Consider the following 23,928-nt stretch of genomic DNA (forward strand, 5'->3'; position numbering starts at 1 on the left):
CGCGATGAACGGGATCTACGACGAGGTGCGAATCGCGCTCCATGCGATCTGGACGCGGCGCTGGCTGGCGCTGGCGGTGGCGTGGGGCGTCTGCGTGCTCGGCTGGCTGGTCGTGTCGCAGATCCCGAGCCGCTACGAATCGACGTCGCGCGTGTTCGTCCAGATGCAGACGATCCTGCCTGCGGGGATGGACGGCGTGCCGCAGAGCACGCCGATGACCGTCGACACGATCCGCACGACGCTGATCTCGGCGGTGAACCTCGAAAAGGTGGTGCGCGGCACCGATCTGGCGGCGACCATCTCCAGCGATCGCGACGTCGCCGACCGGGTCGCGAGCCTGGCGCCCAACATCAAGATCGCGTCGCAGCAGGACAATGTCTTCCAGATCACGACAAGCGCCTCCAGCCCCAAGCTCGCGCGCCAGATCACGCAGAAGCTGATCGACCTGTTCGTCGAGCAGAACCTTGCCGGTGATCGCTCCAAGACGACGCAGAGCCTGACGTTCCTCGATCAGCAGCTCGCCGCCCGGCAGAAGCAGCTGGCGGATGCCGAGGCCAAGCGCGCCGATTTCCAGAATCGCTATCTCGGCAGCCTCCCGGGCACCGGCTCGGTCAGCGACCGGATCAGCGCCGCGCGCTCGCAGATGTCGCAGGTCGACGGTGATCTCGCCGCCGCGCAGTCGAGCCTGTCCGCGGTGCAGGGGCAGATGGCCGGCACGCCGGCGACCGTCGCGGGGGCAGGGGGTGTCGCCGGCGCGATCGGCCCGGCGCGTGCGCGGCTCCAGGCGATCCAGGGCCAGCTCGCCGATGCGCGTGCGCGCGGCTATACCGAGAACCACCCCGATGTCGTCGCGCTCAAGAGCCAGCTGGCGGCCGCGACCGCGGCGGCGCGCAGCGAGCCCTTGTCGGGCGGCAGTGGCGGCAGCAGCGCGCAAAACCCGCTTTACGCCTCGCTCCAGTCGATGGTCGCGGATCGCACCGCGACGGTCGCTTCGCTGCGGATGCGGCGCAGCCAGTTGCAGGGCGATCTCGACCTGCTCAACTCGAAGCTGACGGGCGATCCCGAGGTCGCCGCCGAGCAGGGCTCGATCGATCGCGATTACCAGGTGCTCAAGGACCAGTATGACGCGTTGCTCAAACAGCGTGAGCAGACCGCGATCGTCGGGCAGGCGCAGTCGCAGAGCGATCACGTCAAGTTCAGCGTGATCGATCCACCGACGATGCCGAGCAAGCCCAGCGCACCCAACCGGATGCTGCTGCTCACCGGCGTCCTGGTCGCCGGGCTTGCGGCGGGGATCGGCGCGGCGTTCGCGATGGGCCAGTTGCGCGCGACGTTCGCGACCAGCAGCCGGCTCGAGAAGGTGGCGGGCATGCCGGTGATCGGCTCGATCGGCGAGGTCGTTACCCGCGTGCAATCGAACCATCGCCGCCGTAAGTTCAAGATGTTCCTGGGCGGCACCGCCGCGCTGGGTGCCGCCTATGTGTTGCTGCTGGGGGTAGAGATCCTCCAGCGCGGCCTGGCGGCCTGAAGGGTATGACCGTGACGAAACCAGATCGCGAACCCTCGCTGCTCGAACGTGCGGCCAAGGTGTACGACTTCACCGCCCATGCTCGTGCCCGCGGCGGCGTCGTGCCGCCCGTGCAGCCCGCGGCGCCGGTCGTCGATACGCCGGTCGCCGCCCCGGCGCCCGCCGCGGCACCGGCTCCCGATTTCGCCGACGCGACCTTCCTGGCGATCCCCGAGGAACTGCGCGCGCCGATCGGCGACGAGTTCGGCGACGAGGTCTATTACCCCGAGGATCCGGACGACACCGCACGGATCGATCGCGGGATGCTCGCCGCCAACGGCATGATCGTGCCCGGCGCACCGGTCGGTCCGCTCGCGGAGGAGTTTCGCCTGATCAAGCGGCAGCTGCTGATCGCCAGCGCGCGGATCGCCGAAAGCGAAAGCGCGGACAAGGCGCGGATGATCCTGGTGTGCTCGGCCCGCCCGGAGGACGGCAAGACGTTCTGCGCGATCAACCTCGCGCTCTCGATTGCGGCGGAGCGCGACACCGAAGTCCTGCTCGTCGATGCCGATGTCGCAAAGCCCGATATCGTCAAGCAGCTGGGCCTGATCGACGGTCCCGGCCTGCTCGACGCGCTGAGCGATTCGCGGATCGACGTGGAGGATCTCGTCATCGCGACCGACGTGCCGCATCTCTCGATCCTCCCCGCGGGCACGAAGACCGCGATGGATACCGAACTCCTTGCCAGCGCGCGCACCAGGGCGGTCATCGCGCGGCTGCTCGCCGCAAACCCGCGCCGGATCATCATCATCGATTCGCCGCCTGCACTGGCCGCCTCCGCCGCATCGGTGCTGGCGATGCGGGTCGGCCAGGTGATGCTCGTCGTCCGTGCCGATCGCACGCCCGAGAGCGAATTGCGCGCCGCGGTCAACATTCTCGACGGATGCGAGCATATCCAGCTCGTCCTCAACGCCGTCGCGTACGTCCAGGGCGGCGCGCGCTTTGGCAGCTATTACGGTCAGGACAGCGCCCAATGATCCGCCACGCCTCTCGCAGCCTCGCATGCGTTGGCGGTGCGGCGACGCTCGTCGCGCTCGCTTATCCGGCCGCGGCGCAGGACGCGCCACGAGTCACCGTCAGGCCCTATATCGAGGCCAGCCAGATCCTCGACGCCGATCTCAGCGGCGGCGACACGCTGACCTATACCAGCCTTGCGGCGGGCGTCGACGCGACCATCGCGACGCCGCGCGTGGCCGGGCAGGTCAGCTATCGCTACGAACGCCGCTTCGCGTGGAACGACGATGTCGGCGACAGCGATATCCATTCGGGGCTGGCGCGCGTCGATGCCAAGCTCAACCGCAACCTGACGATCGAGGCGGGCGGCATCGCTACGCGCACCCGGTCGGACATCCGCGGCGCCGCGCCCGGCCTGCTCGTCGGCAATGTCGACAACGTCTCGCAGCTGTATGCGGTCTATGCCGGCCCCAGCTTCACCGGCGTCGCCGGCCCCGTCACGTTCAACGCCAATTACCGGCTCGGCTATACCAAGGTCGAGACGCCGACCTTCGCCGATACGAGCATCGGCGGGCAGCGGCTCGATTATTACGACGATTCGATCGGCCACACCGCGACCGCCAGCGCGACGGTCGCCCCGGGCATGATCGCGCCGTTCGGCGTCACGCTGAGCGGCGCCTATGACCGCGAGACCGCCAGCCAACTCAAGCAGCGCTACGAAGGCTATTATGGCCGCGGCGACGTGCTCCAGCCGATCTCCCCCTATGTCGCGCTGACCGCGGGCGTCGGCTATGAGAAGATCGAGACCAGCCAGAAGGACGCGCTGGTCGACGCGACCGGTGCGCCGGTCCTCGACGAGGACGGCCGGTTCGTCACCAACGCCGCATCCCCGCGCCGGATCGCCTACCGCACCGACGGCATCTACTACGACGCTGGCGTCGTCTGGCGTCCCAATCGCCGCACCTCGGTCGAAGGGCATATCGGCAAGCGCTATGGCTCGCTGAGCTATACCGGCACCGCGACCTATCAGGCGTCGCAGTCCGTCGGTCTCGCGGTCAACGTTTATGACGGCGTCCAGACGTTCGGCCGCCAGCTCCGCACCGGGCTCGCCAACCTCCCGACCAGCTTCGTCTCGGGCCAGCAACAGGGCTTTGGCCAGCAGTTCAACGGCTGCGTCTTCGGCTCCAGCGGCGCGCAGCCCGGCGCGTGCCTCAACGACGTGTTCCAGTCGATCTCGACGTCGAGCTACCGCGCCCGCGGGATCGACGGCGTGCTGATCGCGACGCGCGGGCGGTCGACCTGGGGCGCGGGCATCGGTTATGCCAGCCGCAAGCTCTATTCGCCGCGGCTCGCGCCGGGCCTCGTCGTCAGCGGCCTCGACGACCAGAGCTATTACGGGCAACTTTTCTACGCACGTTCGTTGACCCCGGTGTCGGGCATCAACACCGATCTGTTCGTGAATTACTATGACAGCGGCGTCGAGGATATCACGGGCGACACCAGCGTTTGGTCCTATGGCGGGACCGGAACCTATTATCGTAATTTCGGACGGCTCGGCACGACCGCGTCGCTCGGACTCTACAGCTTCAAGGTCGGTGATCTCGATAGCGACTGGTCGGCGCAGGCGCTGATCGGTGCGCGGTACCAGTTCTGAAGGCGAGCAGCTTATGTACGACGAACATTATGGATTGACGGGTCGCCCGTTCCAGCTGACCCCCGATCCCAAATTCTGGTTCGAAACCGGCACGCACCGCAAGGCGATGGCGTATCTCGGCTATGGCCTTGCGCAGGGTGAGGGCTTCATCGTCATCACCGGCGATATCGGCGCGGGCAAGACGACGCTCGTCGGCCATCTGATGGACACGATCGATCACCAGCAGCTCAACGCGATCAAGCTGGTATCGACCGCGATCGAGGCGGACGACCTGCTGCGCATCGTCGCGACCGAGCTTCAGGTGGATCCGTCGGGGCTGACCAAGGCCGAACTGCTGACCGCGATCGAGCGCGGGCTGCACGCGGTCGCGCGCACTGGCAAACGCACGCTGCTCATCGTCGACGAGGCGCAGGCCTTGCCCGTGTCCGCGCTCGAGGAACTGCGGATGCTGTCGAACTTCCAGGCGGGCGGCCATGCGCTGTTGCAGATCGTCCTGCTCGGCCAGCCCGAGTTCCGCGATCGGCTGCACGGCTCCGACCGGCTTGAACAGCTCCGCCAGCGCGTAATCGCGATCCACCATCTCGATCCGATGGAGGAGCATGAGGTTTCCGACTATCTCGCGCATCGCCTGACGGTGGTCGGCTGGACCGGTAACCCGGACTTTTCCGACGATGCGTTTGCCGCCTTCTATGCCGCCTCGGCAGGCGTCCCGCGCCGCCTGAACCTGCTCGCCGGGCGCGTGATGCTCTATGCCGCGATCGAGGATCTGCGGGTCATCGATGCCGCCGTCGTGCGGTCGGTACAACGCGATCTCGAAGGTGATCTGCCGACGCTGGCCACCGATACGGGGAAGGGCGCCGCTACGCCCGCGGCATCGATCGCGCAGCCTGCGCCCGTCGCCGAAGCACCCCGCACCGATCCGGCGATCGAGGATCGTATCGCCGCGCTCGAGGCGCGCTTGGAGGTGCAGGACAAGGCGCTGCGCCGCGTGCTGACGTTGCTGGTCGACTGGGTCGAGAGCGATACCGACAAGCCCGACTATGCGCCGATCCGCGGCGTCGCTGCCTGGCATGATGCCGCGTAAGATGAGCGGCGTAAAAGCGCCTGTCCTCAACGGCATGTCCGTCGATGTTGAGGACTGGTTTCAGGTCGGCGCCTTCGAAAACGTCATCGACAAGGCGGACTGGGACTCGCTGATGCCGCGCGTCGAGGCGAACACCGACGCGGCGCTCGCACTGTTCGCCGAGCGCGACACCAAGGCGACGTTCTTCACGCTTGGCTGGGTCGCGCATCGCTATCCCGCGCTGATCCGCCGGATCGTCGATGCGGGACATGAGATCGCCAGCCACGGCTGGGATCACCAGCGAGTCTTCACGATGACTCCGGACGTCTTTCGCGCCGACCTGATCCGCGCGCGGACCGCGATCGAGGATGCGGCGGGTATGGCGGTCACGGGCTATCGCGCGCCCAGCTTCTCGATCGATCAGCGGACTCCCTGGGCGCATGTCGAACTCGCCGATGCAGGCTATGCCTATTCGTCGAGCGTCGCGCCGGTGAAGCACGACCATTATGGCTGGCTCGATGCGCCGCGGTATGGCTTCAAGCCGCTCCCCGACAGCGCGCTGATCGAGGTGCCGGTGACGGTAGCCAAGTTCGGCGAGCGCAAGCTTGCGACCGGCGGCGGCTTCTTCCGCCTGTTGCCCGCCGCGATCACCGATTTCGCGGTGCGTCAGGTCAACCGCGAAGATCGTCCGGCGATGTTCTATTTCCACCCATGGGAGATCGATCCGTCGCAGCCGCGCGTCGATGCCGCACCGATGCGCTCCAAGATCCGCCATTATTCACGGCTCGGCGCGATGGCGGGCAAGCTGCGCGGGTTGCTCGGTCGTCATGCCTGGGGCCGCGTCGATGCGGTCGTCGCGCGCGAAGCGGCCCGGCTGGCGTGACCGCACCCATGCCCGTCGGCGTGCGCGAGGCCGACCTCCGCGATCCGGCCGAGTGCGCGCGGATCGCGGCCTTCGTCGCGGTGACCGATGGGGCGACGCCGTTTCATCTGCCGCAATGGAGCCGCGCCGTGCAGGAGGGGTGTGGCCAACGCGCGCACTATCTGCTGTCCGAGGATGCCAGCGGTGCGATCCTCGGCGTGCTGCCGTTGACCGAGATGCGCTCGCTGCTGTTCGGGCGCGCGCTGGTGTCGACCGGGTTCGGCGTCGATGGCGGCGTACTGGGGGCGTCGATCGAGCCGCTCGCGGCGGGGGCGTGGAACCTGGCGCTGCGGTTAGGCTGCCCATCGGTAGAACTCCGCGGCGGCGCGGCGCCCGACGGCTGGACCAGCGACGAGACGAGCTATCTCGGGTTTGCGCGGGATCTCGCGGTGGACGAGGCGGCCGAACTGCTCGCAATCCCGCGCAAACAGCGCGCCGAGGTTCGCCGTTCGCTCGGGCTTGATCTCGAGATCGTGACTGGCAACGATCGCGCGCTGCTCGACGAGCATTATCGGATTTACGCGGAGTCGGTCCGCAACCTCGGGACGCCGGTCTTTCCCGCGAAACTTTTCCGGTGTGTTGCGAGCATGATGGACGCCGATGTTCTCACCGTTCGGCATCAGGGTGTCGCCGTCGCCAGCGTGCTCAGCCTGTATTTCAACGGCACCGTCTATCCCTATTGGGGCGGCGGGACCGATGCGGCGCGCGCGCTGCGCGCCAATGACCGGATGTATTTCGCGCTGATGGCGCACGCGCGCGCGAAAGGCTGCACGCGGTTCGATTTCGGCCGCTCGAAGACCGATACGGGCGCGGCGGCGTTCAAGAAGAACTGGGGCTTCACGCCAGAGCCACGGCTCTACGCGAAGCGCAGCGTTGGCCCCGCGCGCGAGGTGAACCCGCTCAATCCCAAATACGCGCTGATGGTGCGGACATGGAAGCGGTTGCCGCTCTGGGCCGCCACCGCAGCGGGGCCGTGGATCTCCCGAGGCCTGGGGTGAGCCTGCTCTTTCTCGCGCACCGGATCCCCTTTCCCCCTGATCGCGGCGACAAGATCCGCGGCTTCCACATCCTCCAGTATCTGGCGAAGCGCACCCCTGTTCATCTGGTGGCCTTTGCCGACGATGCCGCGGACCTCGATCCACCGGCGGCGTTCACCGACATGCTGGCGAGCTGCACGATCCTGCCACGCGGCAAATCGCAGAAGCGCGCGGCGGTCGAGGCGTTGGCCAGCGGCAAGCCGGTATCGCTGACCGCCTTCGCCAGCCCGGCGATGCAGGCCGCGGTCGACCGCATCGTGCCGCAGGTCTCGGGCATCTACTGTTTCTCGGGCCAGATGGCGCAGTATCTCCCCGCCTACGGTCCACCCGTCGTCATGGACTTTGTCGACGTCGATTCGGCCAAGTTCGCAGGGTTTGCAGCCGACGCGCGCGGCCCGATGCGCTGGATGATGCGCCGCGAAGCCCGGTTGCTGGGCGCGTTCGAGCGTGAGATCGCCGCGCGCGTTTCCGCGAGCCTGTTCGTCAGCGAGGCCGAGGCCGCGCTCTTCCGGGATGGCGGCGCGAACGGGCAGATCCTCGCGGTCGAGAACGGTATCGATTCGGTAACGTTCGACCCGGCGGCGGCCTTCGCCGACCGCGCGGGCGGTACCCGCTCCGGCGAGACGCCACTGATCGTGTTCACCGGCCAGATGGATTACCGGCCCAACATCGACGCCGTCACCTGGTTCGCGCGCGACATCCTGCCGCTCGTCCGCCACCACCGCGCCGCGCACTTCGCGATCGTCGGTCGCGCGCCCCCGCCCGCCGTCCAGGCGCTGGCGGGCGATCACGTCATCGTCACCGGGGCCGTCGACGACGTTCGCGGCTGGGTCGCCGCGGCAGACGTCTGCGTCGCCCCGCTGAAGCTCGCGCGCGGCATCCAGAACAAGGTGCTCGAGGCGATGGCGATGGCACGTCCCGTCGTCGCTTCCGCAGCGGCGGCGGAAGGGATCGACCACGCCGACACGATCCGGGTCGCCAGCTCGACACAGGCCTTCGCCGACCAAGTCCTCGCGCTGCTCGACGCGCCGAAGACCGCCACGCGTCTCGGCAGCGCGGCGCGTGCGCAGGTCATCGCACGTTATGGCTGGGATGCCCGCCTTGCCCCGCTGGACGCGCTGCTCGGTCTGACGGCATGAGCGCGTGGCGCCGTCACGGCATCGCGCTGGCGTTCGTGTCCGCGCTGATCCTGCTGACCTTCCGCAGCGACGTGGGCGATCTGGCGCATATCTGGTGGAACAGCACGACCTTCGGGCACTGCCTGTTCATCGGCCCGGTCGTCGCCTGGCTTGTCTGGCAACGTCGCGGTGACCTTGCCCAGCTGACGCCGACCGGCTGGTGGCCCGGCCTCGCACTCGTCGCGATCGGCGGGTTCGGCTGGCTGATGGGGGACGCCGCCTCGGTCGGCTTTGCGCGACAGCTCGGGCTGGTGATCATGCTGCAAGGCGCGGTCGTCACGATCCTCGGCCCCAATGTGGCCCGCGGGCTGCTGTTTCCGCTGGCTTATGCGGTGTTCCTCGTCCCGTTCGGCGAAGGCCTCGAACCGCCGTTGCAGGTGATCACGGTCGGGATCGTCATGCCGCTGCTCCACCTCGTCGGCGTGCCCGCGGTGGTCGATGGCGTCCTCATCCACGCAGGCCGCTATTATTTCGAGGTGGCGGAGGCGTGTTCGGGCGCCAAGTTCGTCATCGCAATGGTCGCGTTCGGTGTGCTCGTCGCCAATCTCTGCTTCGTGTCGTGGAAACGCCGGGCGGTCTTCCTGGTGGTCTCGGTCGTCGTGCCGGTCATCGCCAACGGCGTCCGCGCGTTCGGGACGATCTGGGCAGCGGACCTGACCTCGGTCGAGGCGGCCACCGGGCTAGACCATATTGTCTATGGCTGGGTGTTCTTCGCGCTCGTCATGGCCGGCGTGCTCGCGATCGGCTGGCGCTGGTTCGACCGCGCGCCCGACGATCCTGCCTTCGATCCCGCCCGGCTCCAGGCGATGCCGCGCCACCGCACCGACCTGCTGGTCGCCACCGCGCTCGTGCTCGCGACGGTCGCGCTGTTCCCGGCCTGGAGCGCCGCCGTCGCAGGCCGGGTGCAGCCGCTGCCCGCGCATATCGACCTGCCCGAGATCCGCGGCTGGCACCGCGTTCCGGTCAGCACTGCCGCGCCTTGGATGCCCTATTATCCGGGCGCAGACCATTATCTGTTCGGCCGCTATGCCGACGCCTCTGGCGCGACCGTCGACATCGGCATCGTGGTGTTCGGCAGTCAGCGCGAGGGCAAGGAACTGATCGCCTACGGTACCGGCGTCCTGCGCCAGGAGGATCGCTGGGTCCGCGTCGCCGATCTGCCCGACATCGCGCGCGGGTCGGCGATGCGGATCACCGCGCCGGGGCCCGTAGAGCGGATCGTCGCAACGTGGTACCGGGTCGGCGACGTGACCACGCAGGACGAGACGCTGGTGAAGATCGAGACGATGAAGGCGCGGTTGCTCGGCGGCCCGCAACGCGCGGTGGCGATCCACCTCTCGGTCGAGGGCGCCGATCCGCGACCGATCACCCGCTTGCTCGCCGCGCTGGGGCCGATCGACGCGGTGGCCGATACCGCTGCGGGGATGCGCTAGATGTGCGGCATCGCCGGGATCTTCCATCCGGGAACACCCAAGCCGGTCGAGCCGAACCGCATCCTCGCGATGATCGCCGCGCAGGCGCATCGCGGGCCCGACGGCGACGGCATCTGGACCGCGCCCGGCGTCGGCCTGGGGCATCGCCGGTTGTCGATCATCGACCTCGAAGGCTCGCCGCAGCCGATGTCCGACGGGTCGCTGACGATCACCTATAATGGCGAGGTCTATAACTTCGCCGAACTGCGCGACGCGCTGATCGCCAAGGGCGCGATCTTCCGGACGACGGGCGATACCGAGGTGCTGCTCCATGCGTGGCGCGCCTGGGGCCCGTCGATGCTCGACTGGCTGAACGGCATGTTCGCGTTCGCGATCCACGATTCGGCGGCGCACACGCTGTTCCTCGCGCGCGACCGGCTGGGCGTGAAACCGCTGCATTATGTCGAGCTGGCGGACGGCTCGCTCGCCTTCGCGTCGGAGCTGAAAGGCCTGCTCGCGCATCCGCAATTGCGGCGCGTCCCCGATCTCCACGCGGTCGAGGATTATCTGGCGCTCGGCTACGTGCCCGATGACGCCTGCATCGTCGCAGGCGTGAGGAAACTCGCCGCGGGCCATTTCCTGCTCGTCGAGCGCGGTCGGCCGGTGCCGCCGCCGCGCCGGTGGTGGGATATCGACTTCTCCAACCGCGCGACCGGCTCGGCCAAGGCGCTGGGCGAGGAGCTCGTCGATCGGATGCGCGCGGGCGTGCGGTCGCGGATGGTCGCCGACGTGCCGCTCGGCGCGTTCCTGTCGGGCGGGGTCGACAGCTCGGCGGTCGTCGCGCTGATGGCCGAGGCAAGCCCCAAGGCGGTGCGCACCTGCACCATCGGGTTCGACGAAGCCGGCCATGACGAGCGCGGCTTCGCCACCACGGTCGCCCGCCGCTTCGCCACCGATCACCGAGAGCGCGTCGTGCAGTCGGGCGATGTCTCGCTGATCGACACGCTCGTCGCGAGCTTCGACGAACCGTTCGCGGACGGGTCCGCGCTCGCGACCTATCAGGTCTGCGCGCTCGCCCGCGAAAGCGTCACCGTCGCGCTGTCGGGGGATGGTGCGGACGAGGCGCTCGCCGGCTATCGCCGCTACAAGTTCCAGTCCGCGGAGGAACGCATTCGCGGCCTGCTCCCGGCGCATCTGCGCGCGGACGTCTTCGGGACGCTCGGCCGCTGGTATCCCAAGGCCGACTGGGCGCCGCGCCCGCTCCGCGCCCGCTCGACGTTGCTCGCGCTCGCCCGCGACGGTGGCGAGGCCTATGCCCGCTCGGTCGGCGTCACCGCGCCCGAGCTCCGCGCGCAGCTCTTCTCGCCAAGCGCGCGCGCCGCGCTCGGCGGCTACGTTGCGGAGGATCGCTATGTCGCGACGATGGCGAACGCGCCCGCGCGCGATGCGATCGACCGCGCGCAATATGCGGATATCAAACACTGGCTGCCCGGCGATATCCTGACCAAGGTCGATCGCACCAGCATGGCGGTCGGGCTAGAAGCGCGCGAACCGTTGCTCGACCACCGCCTGATCGAGTTCTGCGCCACGTTGCCGGCAAACATGCGGCTGCGGCACGGCGAGGGCAAATGGCTGATGAAGAAGGCGATGGAGCCCTATCTGCCGCGCGAAATACTCTATCGCCAGAAGATGGGCTTCGTCACGCCGATCAGCGCGTGGTTCCGCGAGGCGCTGGCGGGCGAGGCAATCGCGCTTGCCAAGTCGCGGACGCTCGGCGAGACCGGCTGGTTCGACATGGCGACGATCGCGCGGATCGCGGACGAGCACCGGATGGGCAGGGCCGAGCACGGCCGGACATTGTGGCAGTTCGTGATGCTGGAGCGATCGATGCGACGGATGTTCAGTTAGGGCGAAGCGGCGTCTTGGCGTCGATCTGCGCACGTGCGATCAGCTCGTCCAGCGCGGCCTCGTCGAGCCGCCCCGCGGTCCGTAGCGCGGCTTCGGGGGTCATGGCGATGACGGTGCCGTTAGGCCCGTCAATGATCACCTCGCCGTTTTCGTGGAAGACGTCGCGGGGTTCGGCATGCGGACGGGTCATCGCGCTCTCCTGAGTTGCAGGTTAAACGTTACGGCACTGATATTAGGTCCGTAAGCCTGACTCGCATCGTCATGGCGAGACCGCCTCGCCCATCCACCGATCGAACAGCTGCGGCCACAAGGATCCCGGCGACCGCGGCGACAGGCGCGTGCCAAAGCCGTGGCCGCCGCGCTGGAGGAAATGCGCCTCCGCGGGGATGCCGGCGCGGCGCGCGGCGGCGAGCGTGTCGACGCTGTTGGCGACCGGCACGGTCGTGTCGTCCTCGGCATGGACCAGGAAGAGCGGCGGCGCGCCGGGCCGCAGCTGGCGGTCGATCGCATAGCGCGCCTGGACCGTGGGCAGCGGATCGGGGCCGAGCAGGTTGGCGCGCGATCCGCCATGACTACGCCCGGGGTCCATGTTCGAGACGGCGTACATGAGCCCGGCCCAGGCGGGACGTGCCGAATGCCGGTCGGCCGCATCGACCGGGCGATAGACGTTGAAGTCGGGAAGCACGGTCAGCGATCCGGCGAGATGGCCGCCGGCGGAGAAGCCGAGCACCCCGAGCTTGTCCGCGCGGATGCCATAGGTGCGCGCATTGGCGCGGATCAGCCGCATCGCGCGCTGCGCATCGGCGAGCGGCACGTCGGCCCGGTCCGCCCAGCCTTCGCCCGGCAGGCGGTAGCTGAGCACGAACGCGGTGATCCCGAACGCGTTGAGCGCACGCGCGACGTCGATACCCTCGTTGCGGAGCGAGGTGATCGCATAGCCGCCACCGGGGACGATCAGCACCGCGCGGCCATCGGGTCGCGGTGCCCGGAACACGCCGACCTCGGGACGCACCACGCCGCGCATCTGGAAATCGCGATAGCCATCGGGATAGCGCGGCATCGTCGGATGCGGAGTCGGCAGCGGGTTCGGGGCACCCTGCGGTATGCCGGGCCAGAGCGCGAACCGCTCGGCGGGCGGCCAGATCGGCAGGTCCGTCTCGCGCGACTGGCCGCCGCCCAACTGCGCTCCGGTCCGCGCGAATGCGGCGGGGGCGACTCCGGCAACGAGGGGAATGGTGAGAAGCGAGCGGCGGTCGAAGGTCATGCCCGACTGCTAGCCGATCCAACCCCGTTGGGGGAGGGGAGCGCGATGCGATCGGCGTTTTTTCCCGGCAGCGGTCCCAAGATCCTCAAAACACTGCCAATGCCGCGTGCAGCGTAAGCGCCACCAGTGTCAGGCTCGACAGCACGAACACAACGAAACGGTCGCGAACCCGGTTGCTGGTCGCCTGGATCAGGCTGTGCACGATCCGCAACCCGACATAGGCCCAGGCAATCCAGGCATTGGGCCCGTCGCCCGAGCCACTCAGCGCCAGCACGGTGCAGACCGCGTAGAACAGCGTCGGCTGTTCCATCAGGTGATTATAGTTGTGGACCTTCCACTGCGCCTGCGGGGGCAGCGACCGGTCGGCATCGGACCCCTTGGTGCCGACGAGCGTGCGCAGGTCGACGCCCGCCGCCTTCATCGCCGGCAGCCGCGTGGCGAGCGCCCCGCCCAGCATGACGAGCGTCCACGCGATCAGCACGACCATCGGACGCAGGATGTCGCTGTGCATGAAAAAGCCTCCCCCGGTTATCCCCGGGAGAGGCTGCCTCAATTGCCCTGTGGGGGCAATGGTATCTCTGATCCTCCCTCGCCAGGGGGAGGTGGCAGGCTCTCGCCTGACGGAGGGGGAGGACACGGAACCAAGGTTATCGCCGCCTCCCCCTCCGTCGCTGCGCGCCGCCTCCCCCTTGCGGGGGAGGATTTAGAAGTCAGGCCTTGTCGAAGCTCGCGCCCCACTTGCGGACCGGGCGGTCCTTCCAAAGCCCGCGGTGATACGCGTCCGATGCCAGCAGCGGCATGACCGACCCCGCCTCGGCGAACACCATCTGCTCGATGCCGGTGTTGACCTTGCCCCACGAGGCGGCCTCCTGCAGCGTCGACGACGAGCACGCCCCGTCGCGCACGTCGGCGACGGTGATCTGCACCGCGTACTTGTGGACCTGGACGTCGTCATGGCCGAGGATCTCGGCGCACACGACGGTATCCTGGATGAAGTTCTTCGGCACGCCGCCGCCGATCATCAGAAGCCCGGTGGTGCCCGCCTTGATCTTGATCTCGGTGAGCTCGCGGAAATCGGCGATCGCGTCGAGCACCATGTACGGCTTGCCCGCCTTAGCGGCATCGACCTGATGCTTGACCAGACCGAACCCGGCCGAGCTGTCGACGAACGCCGGGCAGAAGATCGGCACGTCATGCTCATAGGCGAGCTTGACGAGGCTGTTGTCCTTCTTGCCGTGCTCGACGAGGTACTTGCCCATCTCGCGGATGAATTCGCGGCTCGAATAGGGACGGGGTTCCAGCGTCTCGGCGATCTCGAAGATCGTGTGGTCGACGTGCTGGAGCTCTTCCTCGTCGATATAGGTGTCGTAGATCCGGTCGATCATCAGCGAGCGCAGGACGTCGTCGTGCGGCACTTCGAGCGCCTGATAATGCTTGTGGCCGAGGCCCTCGAAGAAATCCATGTCGACGATCGTCGCGCCGGTCGCGACGATGCCGTCGATCATGTTGTTGCGCAGCAGCTCGGCATACAGGTCCATGCAACCGCCCGCGCTCGTCGAGCCCGCGATCACGAGGAAGATCGTGCAGTCCTTGTCAGCGAGCATCTGGTTGTAGATGTCGGTCGCGCGGCCGAGGTCGCGGCTGGTGAACGACATCTTCTTCATCGCATCGACGATCGGCCGCGCGTCGAAGCTCGTGATGTCGATATGCTCGACGGTGGTGGACAGGAGCTCAGCCTTGCGCTGCGCGTCGATGCGGGTGTCTTCGGTCATGTCTGAATTCTCCAGAAATTCCCCTCCCGCTTGCGGGAGGGGTTAGGGGAGGGGCTGATCGATCCGCGAACGCCATCGCTCGCGGACAAGCCCTCCCCCGACCCCTCCCGCAGGCGGGAGGGGAGGAAGAAGGGCGCGGTACTAAAGCTTGGTTACAGCTTGACGACGTTGGACGCGAGGTCCTGATACCGGTCGACGTACAGCGAGACCATCGGCTCGTCGGTGACGATCACCGTCTCGTCCGATCCGAACCCGTTGAACGCGGTCCGCATCGCCGAGCCATAGGCGCCGAGCATGCCGATCTCGATATAGTCGCCGGCCTGGATGTCGGCGGGCAGCAGGAACGGCCCGACCATGTAATCCATGTCGTCGCACGTCGGACCGTAGAAGCTGAACTCCATGTCCTTCGCCCGGCTGTCCGGCTCGCGGAGCAGCTCGACCGGGAAACGCCAGCCGATATGCGCCGCATCGAACAGCGCGCCATACGCACCGTCGTTGATGTACAGCTCGGTCCCGCGGCGCTTTTCGACGCGCACGATGATCGACGAATATTCCGCGCACAGCGCCCGGCCCGGCTCGCACCACAGCTCGGACGAATAGCTGACGGGCAGCGATTCGAACGCACGGTGGATCGTCTCGAAGAAATGCTCGAGCGGCGGGGGCTCCATGCCCGGGTAGGACGACGGGAAGCCGCCGCCGACGTCGATCACGTCGACCGTGACCGCCGCCTCGACGATCGCCGCACGGACGCGCTCCATCGCGTTCGAATAGGCTTCCGGGGTCATCGCCTGCGAACCGACATGGAAGCAGATGCCCAGCGCGTCCGCCGCCTGGCGGGCCGCGAACAGCAGCTCCTTCGATTCGCCGGGGGCGACACCGAACTTCGATGCGAGCGAAAGCTTCGAATGCTCCGACGACACGCGCAGCCGGACGCACAGCGTCAGGTCGGCGGCTTCGTTGGTGGCACGAACGACCTTGTCCAGCTCTTCCAGGCTGTCGAGGCTGAAGGTCCGTACGCCATGCGTGAAATACGCCTCGCGGATCGCTTCCTCGGCCTTAACCGGGTGCATGAAGCACAGGGTCGCCTGGGGCAGCGTACGGGCGACCAGGCGCACCTCCGCGATCGACGCCACGTCATAATGCGTGATGCCATTGTCCCACAGGATCTGCAGGAGTTCGGGGCTCGGGTTCGCCTTCACCGCGTACATCGAGCGACCCGGAAACTTCTCAGCAAAGAATCGGGCGGCGCGCGCAGCGGCGTGCGGTCGAACGAGCGTGACCGGATCAACCGGGCGCCCCTTAGCGATGTCGATGCCGCGCCCTGCGTTGGGGGAGACGGCGGTCGAATGGGCTTTCGCTAGCCCCAGCGCGTTATGATGCTTGTGCAATTCAAGGGACCTCCAATGTCCTGAGACAAATTACGAAAACACTGCCTTGCGGTTGGAAGTCCCATGGGGCAGCGGAAGCGCGATTTAGGATCGCTTGCCCCCCATGTAAATAGGGTTGGCTGCATAGGAGCCAGTGTGTGACGATTTTGCGACAGCCGACACGGGCGGGGGTCCGCGATGCGGCGGAAAAGATCGCGCGGATCCTCCCGCCTACGCCGCTATTTATCAGCGAAATCAAGGGTGTACCGGTCGCTTTCAAGGCTGAATCGTTGCAACCAATCGGCGCGTTCAAGATTCGCGGCGCCTGGCATCGGCTGACCGCGCTGGACGAGGGCGCGCGGAAAAAAGGTGTCGTCGCGTTTTCCTCAGGCAATCATGCGCAGGGGGTGGCCTGGGCGGCGAAGCGTCTCGGGATCGCGGCGACGATCGTGATGCCCTCGGATGCGCCGCGGCTGAAGCGCGAATCGACGCTGGCGCTCGGCGCGGAGGTCGTCACCTACGATCGCGCCACCGAAAGCCGCGAGGCGATCGCCGCGCAACTCGCCGAAGCGCGCGGCGCGACGTTGGTGCCGAGCTTCGACGACCCGTGGATCATCGAAGGGCAGGGGAGCACCGGGATCGAAGCGGCCGCGCAGATGGCGGCGTTGGGGATGGGTGTCCCGACGCGCGTCGTCATTCCGTGCGGCGGCGGCGGTCTGTCGGCGGGCATCGCGCTGGCGCTGAAGGACAGCGCGATCACCGTCGTCGAACCCGAAGGCTGGGACGACATGCTACGGTCGCTGGAGGCGTCCTGGATCGAACCCGTCGGTCCCAATCCGCCGCCGACCGCATGCGATTCGCTCCAGACGTTGCGCGTATCGCCGCTGACCTTCGACGTCCTCTCCCGCCGCGATGCGACCGGCGTGGCGGTCAGCGAATCGGAGATTGCCGCGGCACAGCGTTGGGCGGGCGAGAAGTTGCGGCTGGTGATCGAACCCGGCGGCGCGGTCGGGTTGGCGGCGGTGCTCGCCGGCAAGGTCAAGCTCGAACCCGGGCTGCTCGTCATCCTGTCGGGCGGCAACGTCGATCTGGCCGCCTATGCCAAGGCGATGGCCGCATGAACGCGGGACTCACCTCGATCGCCGCTGCGGCGCCTGCGATCGCCATGCTGTGCATGTTCGCCTGCCTGATCGGCGGCACAGTGCTCATCGCAAAGAAGCGCGACACGAAAAAAGGCATGCTGATGCTGGTAATGGCCGCAGTCCTGCTGGCCAACGTAGCCATCTGGACACTCTAATTTAAACCCCTCTCCCTTGGGGAGAGGGAGGGGCCCACCGCCCTTGCGGTGGGAGGGTGAGGGGCGTTGGGGAGAACGAACCCATCCCAACTCCCCCTCATCCGGCGCTACCGCGCCACCTTCTCCCCCGAGGGGAGAAGGGCAGAAGTCACCTAATCGGCGAGTTCGGGTCGAGGCGCATGTCGAGATACTTGTCCACGCTACCCATCAGCTCGGGCATCTCATGCTCGAAGAAGTGGTTCGCCTTCGGGATCGTGTCGTGATGGATCGTGATGTGCTTCTGCGTGCGGAGCTTGTCGACCAGCTTCTGCGTGGCACCCGGCGTCGCGACCTCGTCGCCTTCGCCCTGGATGATGATCCCGCTCGACGGGCACGGCGCCAGGAAGGTGAAGTCGTACAGGTTCGCCGGCGGTGCGATCGAAATGAACCCGCGAATCTCCGGCCGGCGCATCAGCAGCTGCATGCCGATCCACGCGCCGAAGCTGACGCCCGCGATCCAGGTCGTCTGCGCCTCGGGGTGGAAGCTCTGCACCCAGTCGAGCGCGCTCGCCGCATCGCTCAGTTCGCCGACGCCATTGTCGAACACGCCCTGGCTCTTGCCGACACCGCGGAAATTGAACCGCAGCGTCGCGAAGCCGCGCCGCTGGAACGTCTTGTACAGCTGCTGGACGATCGCGTTGTTCATCGTGCCACCCGCCGACGGATGCGGATGCAGGATCATCGCGACGGGCGCGCGCGGGCGCGGACCCGGCGCAAAACGACCTTCGAGACGGCCTTCGGGACCGGGGAAAATGACTTCTGGCATGGGCACTCGCGAGCTGGGATGTGCACTCGGGTGGAGTGCCGGACTATGCGCGCTATATAGGGTTCGAGCCTCTTTTCGCAATTGGAACCGACCCTGTCCCGCAACGCGCCCCGCATCTACCTCGATCACGCCGCGACCACGCCGATGCGCCCCGAGGCCATCGCGGCGGTGATGGAGGGCATGACGCGCTGGGCGAACCCGTCCTCGCCGCATGCCGAGGGCCGGGCGGCCCGCGCCGCGCTGGAGGGCGCGCGCAAGCGGATCGCGGCGGCGCTCGACTGGCCGCACCACGTGATCCTGACCAGCGGTGCAAGCGAGTCCGCGGCGCTCGCACTGCGCGGTAGGCCGGGCGCCGGTGTGGCGGCGGTGGAGCACGACGCGATCCTGCGCGCTGCCGAAAGCCCGATCATGCTGCCGGTCGACGACGGCGGGCGCATCGAAACGGCAAACCTGCCCACGGTCGTCGCGGTCCAATCCGCGAACAGCGAAACCGGTGTCCTCCCCGGTGTGCCGGAGCGGACGGCGACCGACGTCTGGATCGCCGATTGCTCGCAGACCGCCGGCAAGCTCGCGCTCCCCGACGCGGACCTCGTCATCGTCTCTGCGCACAAGCTGGGCGGTCCGCCCGGCATTGGTGCATTGCTGGTCCGCGACCTGAGTCTGCTCGACCCGACCGGCGGACAGGAGCGCGGCTATCGCGGTGGGACGGAGAATCTTCCGGGCGCGCTCGGTTTCGCCGCCGCGCTGGAGGCACCGCGTGACTGGTTCGCCGCCATGACAGACCTCCGCGCCACGCTCGATACCGCCATCCTCGCGAGCGACGGCGAGATCGTCGGCCGCGACGCGCCGAGGATCCCGACGATCGCCTCCTACCGCATGCCCGGCATAAGCTCCGCGGCGCAGTTGATCCGCCTCGACATGGCAGGGTTCGCCGTCTCGGCGGGCAGCGCCTGTTCGTCGGGCAGCATGCGCCCGAGCCACGTGCTCGCCGCGATGGGCTATACCCCCGAAGCCGCCGCCGAGGTCGTGCGCGTCAGCTTCGGCTGGACGACGACACCCGACGACGTCGCGCGGTTCGCCGAGGCCTGGACCCGGATCGCACGAGACATAAAGCAAGCCGCATGACCTATCTCGATTACCAGGCGACCGCCCCGCTCGCGCCCGAAGCGCTCGCCGCGATGCTGCCGTGGCTCGAATCGCAGCACGCCAACCCGCACTCCCCGCACCGCGAAGGCCGCCGCGCCAAAGCCGCGGTCGAGGTCGCGCGCGATCAGGTGGCCGCGCTGCTGCCCCCCGGCGGCCGCGTCGCCTTCACCAGCGGCGCGACCGAAGCGCTCAACTGGGCGATCAAGGGCTCGACCGGCCCCATCGTCACGCTGGCGACCGAACACGCCGCCGTCCTCGACACGGTCGCAGCCGAGGCGGCGAGGGGACGCCAGGTCACGGTCCTCCCGGTCGGCCCCGACGGCGTGGTCGATCTCGACGTGGCCCGCGTCGCGATCCTCCCCGGCACCGGTCTCGTCGCCGCGATGCTCGTCAACAACGAGATCGGCGTGACCCAGCCGATTGCGGCGCTCGCCGATCTCGCGCACGCAGCCGGCGCGCTGATGCTCTGCGACGCGGTCCAGGGCTATGGCCGCGTACCGATCCCCGACACCGTCGACCTGATCGCGATCTCCGCGCACAAGATCCACGGTCCCAAGGGCATAGGCGCACTATGGATCCGCGACGGCGTCGACCTCGCCCCGCTGTTGCACGGCGGCGGGCAGGAAGCGCCCGGCCGATCGGGCACGCTCTCGCCCGCCCTCTGCGCAGGCTTCGGTGTCGCGGCCAAGCTGATGGCCGCGCGGACGATCGAGGACGCCGCGCATGTCGACCGCCTGAAGCCACTCGCGCTCAACCGTCTCGGCCCCGACTGGATCGTCAACGGATCGACCGAGCACCGCTATCACGGCAATCTGAACGTCCGCCGCGACGGTCTCGACGTGAACCGGCTGATGTCGGACCTGCGCGACATCGCCTTCTCCGCGGGCTCGGCCTGTGCGAGCGGATCGGGTCGGTCCAGCCACGTCCTCCGCGCGATCGGCCTGACCGAAGCGCAGGCGCGCGCGAGCATTCGTCTCGGCTTCGGCCGCTACACCACCGAAACCGAACTGCGCGATGCGATCGACGCAATCGTCGCCGCTGCCGAGGGACAATGGCCATGATCGTCCGCTTCATCGCCCGCGACGGCAGCATTACCAGCGTCGCGGCCAGCCCGGGCGACCGGCTGCTCGACACCGCGCAGGCGCACAATCAGCCGCTAGAGGGCACGTGCGAAGGCCAACTGTCCTGCGCCACCTGCCATGTCGTCGTCGATCCCGCCGACTTTGCGCGTCTCCCGCCCGCGAGCGAGGACGAGGAGGATATGCTCGATCTCGCGCAGAACGCCACGCGGACCAGCCGGCTGGCCTGCCAGATCCGCCTGACCGACGCGCTCGACGGACTGACCGTTCGGATTCCGGGGTAGGTCAGCAAAGCTTACAGGAAGACAACGCGCGGTTCAGGGAACGTCCACGCCCGCAAGCCGATTATCCGCTCATCGCCTCAATGTACGAGGTCTTGAGAGGAGTACCGGACATGAAGATCATCGCAATGTTCGCCGCTGGCGCCTTGGCCACGGGAACGCTGTTCGCCGCGGCCCCCGCCGATGCGCAGCGCTACGGTTGGGATGGCCCGCGCGGCCATCATGACTGGCATGGGCCGCGTGGCGACCGGGGCTGGCATGGCCGCCGCGGCTGGGACGACCGCCGTGGCTGGGACGGTCCGCGGCGTGGCTATGGCGGCTATCGGGGCGGCTATCGGGGCGGCTATCGGGGCGGCTATCGCGACAGTGGTTATGGGTATCGCGGTCCGCGCGGCTATGGCCGGTCGCGCGTCGTATGCCGGATCGAGCGTGGCTATTACGGCCCGGTTCGTCGCTGCTTCCGTCGATAATACGGAACCGTAACGACTCCCGCTCTGTTTAACATAGGTTGCCAGTCCATCGGGACTTGCGTCACGTAGGAGACCCCCATGAAGTTCTTTACCATCGCCGCAGCAGGCCTCGTCGCGCTTACCGGTCTCGCGCCCGTCGGGATCGCCGCAGAGGCATCGGCGCAGCGCACCGTCGTCCATGAGCGTACGGTCGTCCGCCACAGTGATCGCCGCCCCGGCTATGGCCGTCACGCCGTCCGCACGCGCCAGGTGTGCCGCAACGTGGTTCGCAATCACCACCGCCAGCGCGTCTGCCGCACGGTGCGCGTCAACCGCTCGCGTTAAAGCGGCTTGATCATCCCGCCCGACCCCGCCATATGCGGCGCGGGAGTCGGGCGGACGTGGTCGTCGCCAACTTGGTCAGATCCGGAAGGAAGCAGCCACAACGACTCAGCTACGGGTCGTCCCGGCTCCCACCGCGAATGTTTGCAAGCAAACATGAGCGCGGCCAGCGGCGCAAAGCGCCGACTGACGATGCGGCTTGGCCGCAGCGCACTTCCTTCTGAATTTTGCGAAAAGCCCAAACCGGTGTCCTACACGCCGCCGCCGTGGCAGCATCCGCCGATGACCCACGCTCGCTCCTCGACCGGCTCGTGACACCGCCCCGCCAACCCAAGTGCAGACCCTTCCCAGCGTCTATACTTCCTATACTTCACTCCCCTTCGACAGCGCGCGTCACACCCGCTATGACGCCGGCAATGTCAGATTCCTTCGACCTGGGCGAACCCCCGCAGCCGGCCAAGACGCCAGCCCAAACCGGGGATGTCGCCTACCGCGTGCTCGCGCGCAAATATCGTCCGCAGACCTTTTCCGAGCTGATCGGGCAGGATGCGATGGTGCAGACGCTGGGCAACGCGATCAAGCGCGACCGGCTCGCGCATGCGTTCCTGATGACCGGCGTCCGCGGGGTCGGCAAGACGTCGACCGCGCGGCTGATCGCCAAGGCGCTCAACTGCATCGGTCCCGACGGGCAGGGCGGCCCGACGATCGACCCGTGCGGCGTCTGCGAACCCTGCCGTGCGATCGCCGAGGGCCGTCATATCGACGTGATCGAGATGGATGCCGCCAGCCATACCGGCGTTGACGACGTCCGCGAGATCATCGACGCGTCGCGCTATTCGGCGGTCACCGCGCGCTTCAAGATCTACATCATCGACGAAGTCCACATGCTGTCGAAGAACGCGTTCAACGCGTTGCTCAAGACGCTCGAGGAGCCGCCACCGCATGTGAAGTTCCTGTTCGCGACCACGGAAGTGAACAAGGTGCCGGTAACGGTCCTGTCGCGCTGCCAGCGGTTCGACCTGCGCCGCATCTCCGCCGAGCAACTCGCCAAGCATTTTGCGTGGGTGTCGACCGAGGAAGGCGTCGTCGCGGACCCCGAGGCACTGATGCTGATCGCGCGCGCCGCGGAAGGCTCGGCGCGCGACGGGCTGTCGATCCTCGACCAGGCGATCGCGCATGCCGGGCTCGAAGGCGGCGGCGTGACGGCGGATGCGGTCCGCCAGATGCTCGGCCTGTCCGATCGCGGTGCGGTGCGCGATCTGCTCACGCTGATCCTCGCCGGCGACGGGGCAGGGGCGCTCGCCGCGATGCGTCGCCAATATGATTATGGCGTCGACCCTTTGTCGGTGCTCCGCTCGCTGCTCGAAACCGTCCACGGCATCACGCTGACCAAGGTCGGCACGCCGCCCGACGCCGCGCAACCGGCTGAGGAACGCGCGGCGCGTGAAGAATGGGCAGCATCGCTCGGTTACCCCGCGCTGCACCGCCTGTGGCAGCTGTTCCTCAAGGGGCATGACGAGGTCGCGAAGGCTGCGCTGCCGATCGAGGCGGCGGAGATGGCGCTGCTGCGCGCGATCTACGCGTCGACGTTGCCCGATCCCGGCGAGCTCGCCCGCCAGATCGCCAGCGGGGCGGCCCCCGCCGCCGCGCCGTCGCTGCCGACGCCCGCCAGCCAGCCCGCGCCCGTTGCGACGGCGCCCGAACCGACCGGTCCGATCCTGCCGCCAACATTCGAGGCGCTGGTCGACCTGCTCGACGAGCAAGGCGGTCTCGCGATCGCCGCGCGGTTGCGGCACGGTGCGCGGATCGTCAGCTATGCGCCACCCGAATTCGCCCTCAGCGGCAGTCGCCCGGTGTCGGCGGACACGCTGGCCGAACTCAACACGCTGTTGAAGACGGTGACGCGGACCGCGTGGAAAGTGTCGATCGTCGATGCGCCCGGCGAGCCGACGTTGAAAGAACAGGCCGACTCCGCCGAAGAGGCAAACCGTTTGAAATATTGGGACTCGCCATTGGTCCGGGCAGCGCGCGAAGCGTTCCCCGATACCAGAATGGAAAATTGGCCCGGTCAAAGGAGCAACGCATGAAGAATATCGATGAAATCCTCGCCATGGCGCAGAACGTCCAGAGCGAGCTCGAAAAAGCGCAGGCCAATCTCGACACGATCGAGGTCGAGGGCGCGTCGGGCGGCGGGCTCGTCAAGGTGAAGGCGTCGGCGAAGGGCCGGATCATCGGCATCGCGATCGACGATTCGCTGATCCAGGTGAGCGAGAAGCAGATGCTCGAGGATCTGCTGACCGCGGCGTTCAACGACGCGCGCGCCAAGGCGGACGCGGTATCGGGCACCGAGATGTCGAAGATGACCAGCGGGCTTCAGCTGCCCCCGGGCTTCAAGCTGCCGTTCTGACCGTTTCGGGTTCGTTTCGGGACG

The 23,928-nt window shown here is 67.8% G+C and carries 24 protein-coding genes and 1 other RNA gene; 19 read left to right on the plus strand and 6 right to left on the minus strand.

All coding sequences use genetic code 11. From position 1 onward, the window contains the following. The first annotated feature begins 4 nt into the window (after window positions 1-4). Genes C8J26_RS08020 through C8J26_RS08060 form a run of 9 tightly spaced genes read left to right on the plus strand, consistent with a single transcriptional unit; the run spans window position 5 to window position 11,695 of the window. Window positions 5-1,528: an XrtA system polysaccharide chain length determinant gene (locus C8J26_RS08020; protein WP_107957438.1), complete on the plus strand. Its 1,524-nt coding sequence runs from the start codon at window positions 5-7 to the stop codon at window positions 1,526-1,528. A 5-nt stretch (window positions 1,529-1,533) separates the two neighbouring features. Then, on the plus strand, window positions 1,534-2,544 hold the full coding sequence (locus C8J26_RS08025; RefSeq protein ID WP_107957439.1) for an AAA family ATPase: 1,011 nt from the start codon (window positions 1,534-1,536) through the stop codon (window positions 2,542-2,544). Beyond that, window positions 2,541-4,175, plus strand: a complete 1,635-nt coding sequence (locus C8J26_RS08030) for a hypothetical protein (protein ID WP_107957440.1) — start codon at window positions 2,541-2,543, stop codon at window positions 4,173-4,175. Before C8J26_RS08025 ends, C8J26_RS08030 begins: the two co-directional genes overlap by 4 nt. A gap of 13 nt (window positions 4,176-4,188) precedes the next feature. Then, on the plus strand, window positions 4,189-5,259 hold the full coding sequence (locus tag C8J26_RS08035; protein ID WP_107957441.1) for an ExeA family protein: 1,071 nt from the start codon (window positions 4,189-4,191) through the stop codon (window positions 5,257-5,259). Between the two features lies 1 nt (window position 5,260). Next, window positions 5,261-6,121, plus strand: coding sequence for an XrtA system polysaccharide deacetylase (locus tag C8J26_RS08040; RefSeq protein WP_244185216.1), 861 nt, complete (start codon window positions 5,261-5,263; stop codon window positions 6,119-6,121). Beyond that, entirely contained in the window at window positions 6,118-7,158 is a 1,041-nt protein-coding gene (locus C8J26_RS08045; protein WP_107957442.1) for a FemAB family XrtA/PEP-CTERM system-associated protein, read from the plus strand. The genes C8J26_RS08040 and C8J26_RS08045 overlap by 4 nt, the downstream gene beginning before the upstream one ends. Continuing rightward, window positions 7,155-8,336 carry a TIGR03087 family PEP-CTERM/XrtA system glycosyltransferase gene (locus C8J26_RS08050; RefSeq protein WP_107957443.1) on the plus strand — a complete coding sequence of 394 codons (1,182 nt, stop codon included), beginning with the start codon at window positions 7,155-7,157 and terminating at the stop codon, window positions 8,334-8,336. Before C8J26_RS08045 ends, C8J26_RS08050 begins: the two co-directional genes overlap by 4 nt. Next, the gene (xrtA, locus tag C8J26_RS08055) at window positions 8,333-9,808 is read left to right on the plus strand and encodes an exosortase A (RefSeq protein WP_107957444.1); all 1,476 of its coding nucleotides are present in this window, start codon (window positions 8,333-8,335) and stop codon (window positions 9,806-9,808) included. Before C8J26_RS08050 ends, xrtA begins: the two co-directional genes overlap by 4 nt. Continuing rightward, entirely contained in the window at window positions 9,809-11,695 is a 1,887-nt protein-coding gene (locus C8J26_RS08060) for an XrtA/PEP-CTERM system amidotransferase (RefSeq protein WP_107957445.1), read from the plus strand. Here C8J26_RS08060 and C8J26_RS08065 read toward each other — a convergent pair. From C8J26_RS08065 to C8J26_RS08085, 5 genes are all read right to left on the minus strand, one after another. Continuing rightward, entirely contained in the window at window positions 11,688-11,885 is a 198-nt protein-coding gene (locus tag C8J26_RS08065) for a hypothetical protein (RefSeq protein ID WP_056417909.1), read from the minus strand. The genes C8J26_RS08060 and C8J26_RS08065 overlap by 8 nt on opposite strands. Window positions 11,886-11,954: 69 nt before the next feature. Beyond that, entirely contained in the window at window positions 11,955-12,959 is a 1,005-nt protein-coding gene (locus tag C8J26_RS08070) for an alpha/beta hydrolase (protein ID WP_107957446.1), read from the minus strand. Window positions 12,960-13,044: 85 nt separating this feature from the next. Continuing rightward, complete coding sequence (locus C8J26_RS08075) at window positions 13,045-13,470, minus strand: MAPEG family protein (RefSeq protein ID WP_107957447.1); 426 nt, start codon at window positions 13,468-13,470, stop codon at window positions 13,045-13,047. A 199-nt stretch (window positions 13,471-13,669) separates the two neighbouring features. Then, window positions 13,670-14,731, minus strand: coding sequence for a 1,9-bis(guanidino)-5-aza-nonane synthase (locus tag C8J26_RS08080; RefSeq protein WP_056015723.1), 1,062 nt, complete (start codon window positions 14,729-14,731; stop codon window positions 13,670-13,672). A gap of 152 nt (window positions 14,732-14,883) precedes the next feature. Then, window positions 14,884-16,119, minus strand: coding sequence for a type III PLP-dependent enzyme (locus tag C8J26_RS08085; protein WP_107957448.1), 1,236 nt, complete (start codon window positions 16,117-16,119; stop codon window positions 14,884-14,886). A gap of 137 nt (window positions 16,120-16,256) precedes the next feature. Here C8J26_RS08085 and C8J26_RS08090 point away from each other — a divergent pair, with 137 nt between their 5' ends. Continuing rightward, complete coding sequence (locus C8J26_RS08090) at window positions 16,257-17,219, plus strand: threonine ammonia-lyase (protein ID WP_107957449.1); 963 nt, start codon at window positions 16,257-16,259, stop codon at window positions 17,217-17,219. Continuing rightward, the gene (locus tag C8J26_RS08095) at window positions 17,216-17,395 is read left to right on the plus strand and encodes a hypothetical protein (protein WP_107957450.1); all 180 of its coding nucleotides are present in this window, start codon (window positions 17,216-17,218) and stop codon (window positions 17,393-17,395) included. The genes C8J26_RS08090 and C8J26_RS08095 overlap by 4 nt, the downstream gene beginning before the upstream one ends. Before the next feature lie 148 nt (window positions 17,396-17,543). Here the strand turns inward: C8J26_RS08095 and C8J26_RS08100 are convergent, their stop codons facing one another. Continuing rightward, window positions 17,544-18,200 (minus strand): alpha/beta hydrolase, encoded by a 657-nt coding sequence (locus C8J26_RS08100; RefSeq protein WP_031395613.1) that lies wholly within the window; start codon window positions 18,198-18,200, stop codon window positions 17,544-17,546. Between the two features lie 81 nt (window positions 18,201-18,281). On the opposite strand from C8J26_RS08100, the gene C8J26_RS08105 reads away from it, so the two are divergent. From C8J26_RS08105 to C8J26_RS08140, 8 genes are all read left to right on the plus strand, one after another. Beyond that, window positions 18,282-19,325, plus strand: a complete 1,044-nt coding sequence (locus C8J26_RS08105; protein WP_279628939.1) for a cysteine desulfurase family protein — start codon at window positions 18,282-18,284, stop codon at window positions 19,323-19,325. Then, window positions 19,322-20,407 (plus strand): cysteine desulfurase family protein, encoded by a 1,086-nt coding sequence (locus tag C8J26_RS08110; RefSeq protein ID WP_107957451.1) that lies wholly within the window; start codon window positions 19,322-19,324, stop codon window positions 20,405-20,407. The genes C8J26_RS08105 and C8J26_RS08110 overlap by 4 nt, the downstream gene beginning before the upstream one ends. Then, complete coding sequence (locus C8J26_RS08115) at window positions 20,404-20,709, plus strand: 2Fe-2S iron-sulfur cluster-binding protein (protein WP_107957620.1); 306 nt, start codon at window positions 20,404-20,406, stop codon at window positions 20,707-20,709. The genes C8J26_RS08110 and C8J26_RS08115 overlap by 4 nt, the downstream gene beginning before the upstream one ends. 110 nt (window positions 20,710-20,819) lie before the next feature. Then, on the plus strand, window positions 20,820-21,176 hold the full coding sequence (locus C8J26_RS08120) for a hypothetical protein (protein ID WP_208631346.1): 357 nt from the start codon (window positions 20,820-20,822) through the stop codon (window positions 21,174-21,176). 78 nt (window positions 21,177-21,254) lie between these two features. Then, entirely contained in the window at window positions 21,255-21,500 is a 246-nt protein-coding gene (locus C8J26_RS08125; protein WP_107957452.1) for a hypothetical protein, read from the plus strand. A gap of 40 nt (window positions 21,501-21,540) precedes the next feature. Continuing rightward, window positions 21,541-21,634: signal recognition particle sRNA small type (gene ffs / locus C8J26_RS08130), an RNA gene on the plus strand. Window positions 21,635-21,913: 279 nt separating this feature from the next. After that, window positions 21,914-23,584 (plus strand): DNA polymerase III subunit gamma/tau, encoded by a 1,671-nt coding sequence (locus C8J26_RS08135; RefSeq protein ID WP_107957453.1) that lies wholly within the window; start codon window positions 21,914-21,916, stop codon window positions 23,582-23,584. Next, complete coding sequence (locus tag C8J26_RS08140) at window positions 23,581-23,904, plus strand: YbaB/EbfC family nucleoid-associated protein (RefSeq protein ID WP_055878059.1); 324 nt, start codon at window positions 23,581-23,583, stop codon at window positions 23,902-23,904. Before C8J26_RS08135 ends, C8J26_RS08140 begins: the two co-directional genes overlap by 4 nt. Window positions 23,905-23,928: the final 24 nt, after the last annotated feature.

Origin of the sequence: Sphingomonas aurantiaca, assembly GCF_003050705.1 — a bacterium.
In the GTDB taxonomy this organism is placed as follows: Bacteria; Pseudomonadota; Alphaproteobacteria; order Sphingomonadales; family Sphingomonadaceae; genus Sphingomonas; species Sphingomonas aurantiaca.

Coding starts and splice junctions, on each gene's coding strand:
- C8J26_RS08020 (WP_107957438.1), top strand. CDS start 5: ATGAACGGGATCTACGACGAGGTGCGAATCGCGCTCCATGCGATCTGG.
- C8J26_RS08025 (WP_107957439.1), top strand. CDS start 1,534: ATGACCGTGACGAAACCAGATCGCGAACCCTCGCTGCTCGAACGTGCG.
- C8J26_RS08030 (WP_107957440.1), top strand. CDS start 2,541: ATGATCCGCCACGCCTCTCGCAGCCTCGCATGCGTTGGCGGTGCGGCG.
- C8J26_RS08035 (WP_107957441.1), top strand. CDS start 4,189: ATGTACGACGAACATTATGGATTGACGGGTCGCCCGTTCCAGCTGACC.
- C8J26_RS08040 (WP_244185216.1), top strand. CDS start 5,261: ATGAGCGGCGTAAAAGCGCCTGTCCTCAACGGCATGTCCGTCGATGTT.
- xrtA (WP_107957444.1), top strand. CDS start 8,333: ATGAGCGCGTGGCGCCGTCACGGCATCGCGCTGGCGTTCGTGTCCGCG.
- C8J26_RS08060 (WP_107957445.1), top strand. CDS start 9,809: ATGTGCGGCATCGCCGGGATCTTCCATCCGGGAACACCCAAGCCGGTC.
- C8J26_RS08065 (WP_056417909.1), bottom strand. CDS start 11,885: ATGACCCGTCCGCATGCCGAACCCCGCGACGTCTTCCACGAAAACGGC.
- C8J26_RS08070 (WP_107957446.1), bottom strand. CDS start 12,959: ATGACCTTCGACCGCCGCTCGCTTCTCACCATTCCCCTCGTTGCCGGA.
- C8J26_RS08075 (WP_107957447.1), bottom strand. CDS start 13,470: ATGCACAGCGACATCCTGCGTCCGATGGTCGTGCTGATCGCGTGGACG.
- C8J26_RS08080 (WP_056015723.1), bottom strand. CDS start 14,731: ATGACCGAAGACACCCGCATCGACGCGCAGCGCAAGGCTGAGCTCCTG.
- C8J26_RS08095 (WP_107957450.1), top strand. CDS start 17,216: ATGAACGCGGGACTCACCTCGATCGCCGCTGCGGCGCCTGCGATCGCC.
- C8J26_RS08100 (WP_031395613.1), bottom strand. CDS start 18,200: ATGCCAGAAGTCATTTTCCCCGGTCCCGAAGGCCGTCTCGAAGGTCGT.
- C8J26_RS08110 (WP_107957451.1), top strand. CDS start 19,322: ATGACCTATCTCGATTACCAGGCGACCGCCCCGCTCGCGCCCGAAGCG.
- C8J26_RS08115 (WP_107957620.1), top strand. CDS start 20,404: ATGATCGTCCGCTTCATCGCCCGCGACGGCAGCATTACCAGCGTCGCG.
- C8J26_RS08120 (WP_208631346.1), top strand. CDS start 20,820: ATGAAGATCATCGCAATGTTCGCCGCTGGCGCCTTGGCCACGGGAACG.
- C8J26_RS08125 (WP_107957452.1), top strand. CDS start 21,255: ATGAAGTTCTTTACCATCGCCGCAGCAGGCCTCGTCGCGCTTACCGGT.
- C8J26_RS08135 (WP_107957453.1), top strand. CDS start 21,914: ATGTCAGATTCCTTCGACCTGGGCGAACCCCCGCAGCCGGCCAAGACG.
- C8J26_RS08140 (WP_055878059.1), top strand. CDS start 23,581: ATGAAGAATATCGATGAAATCCTCGCCATGGCGCAGAACGTCCAGAGC.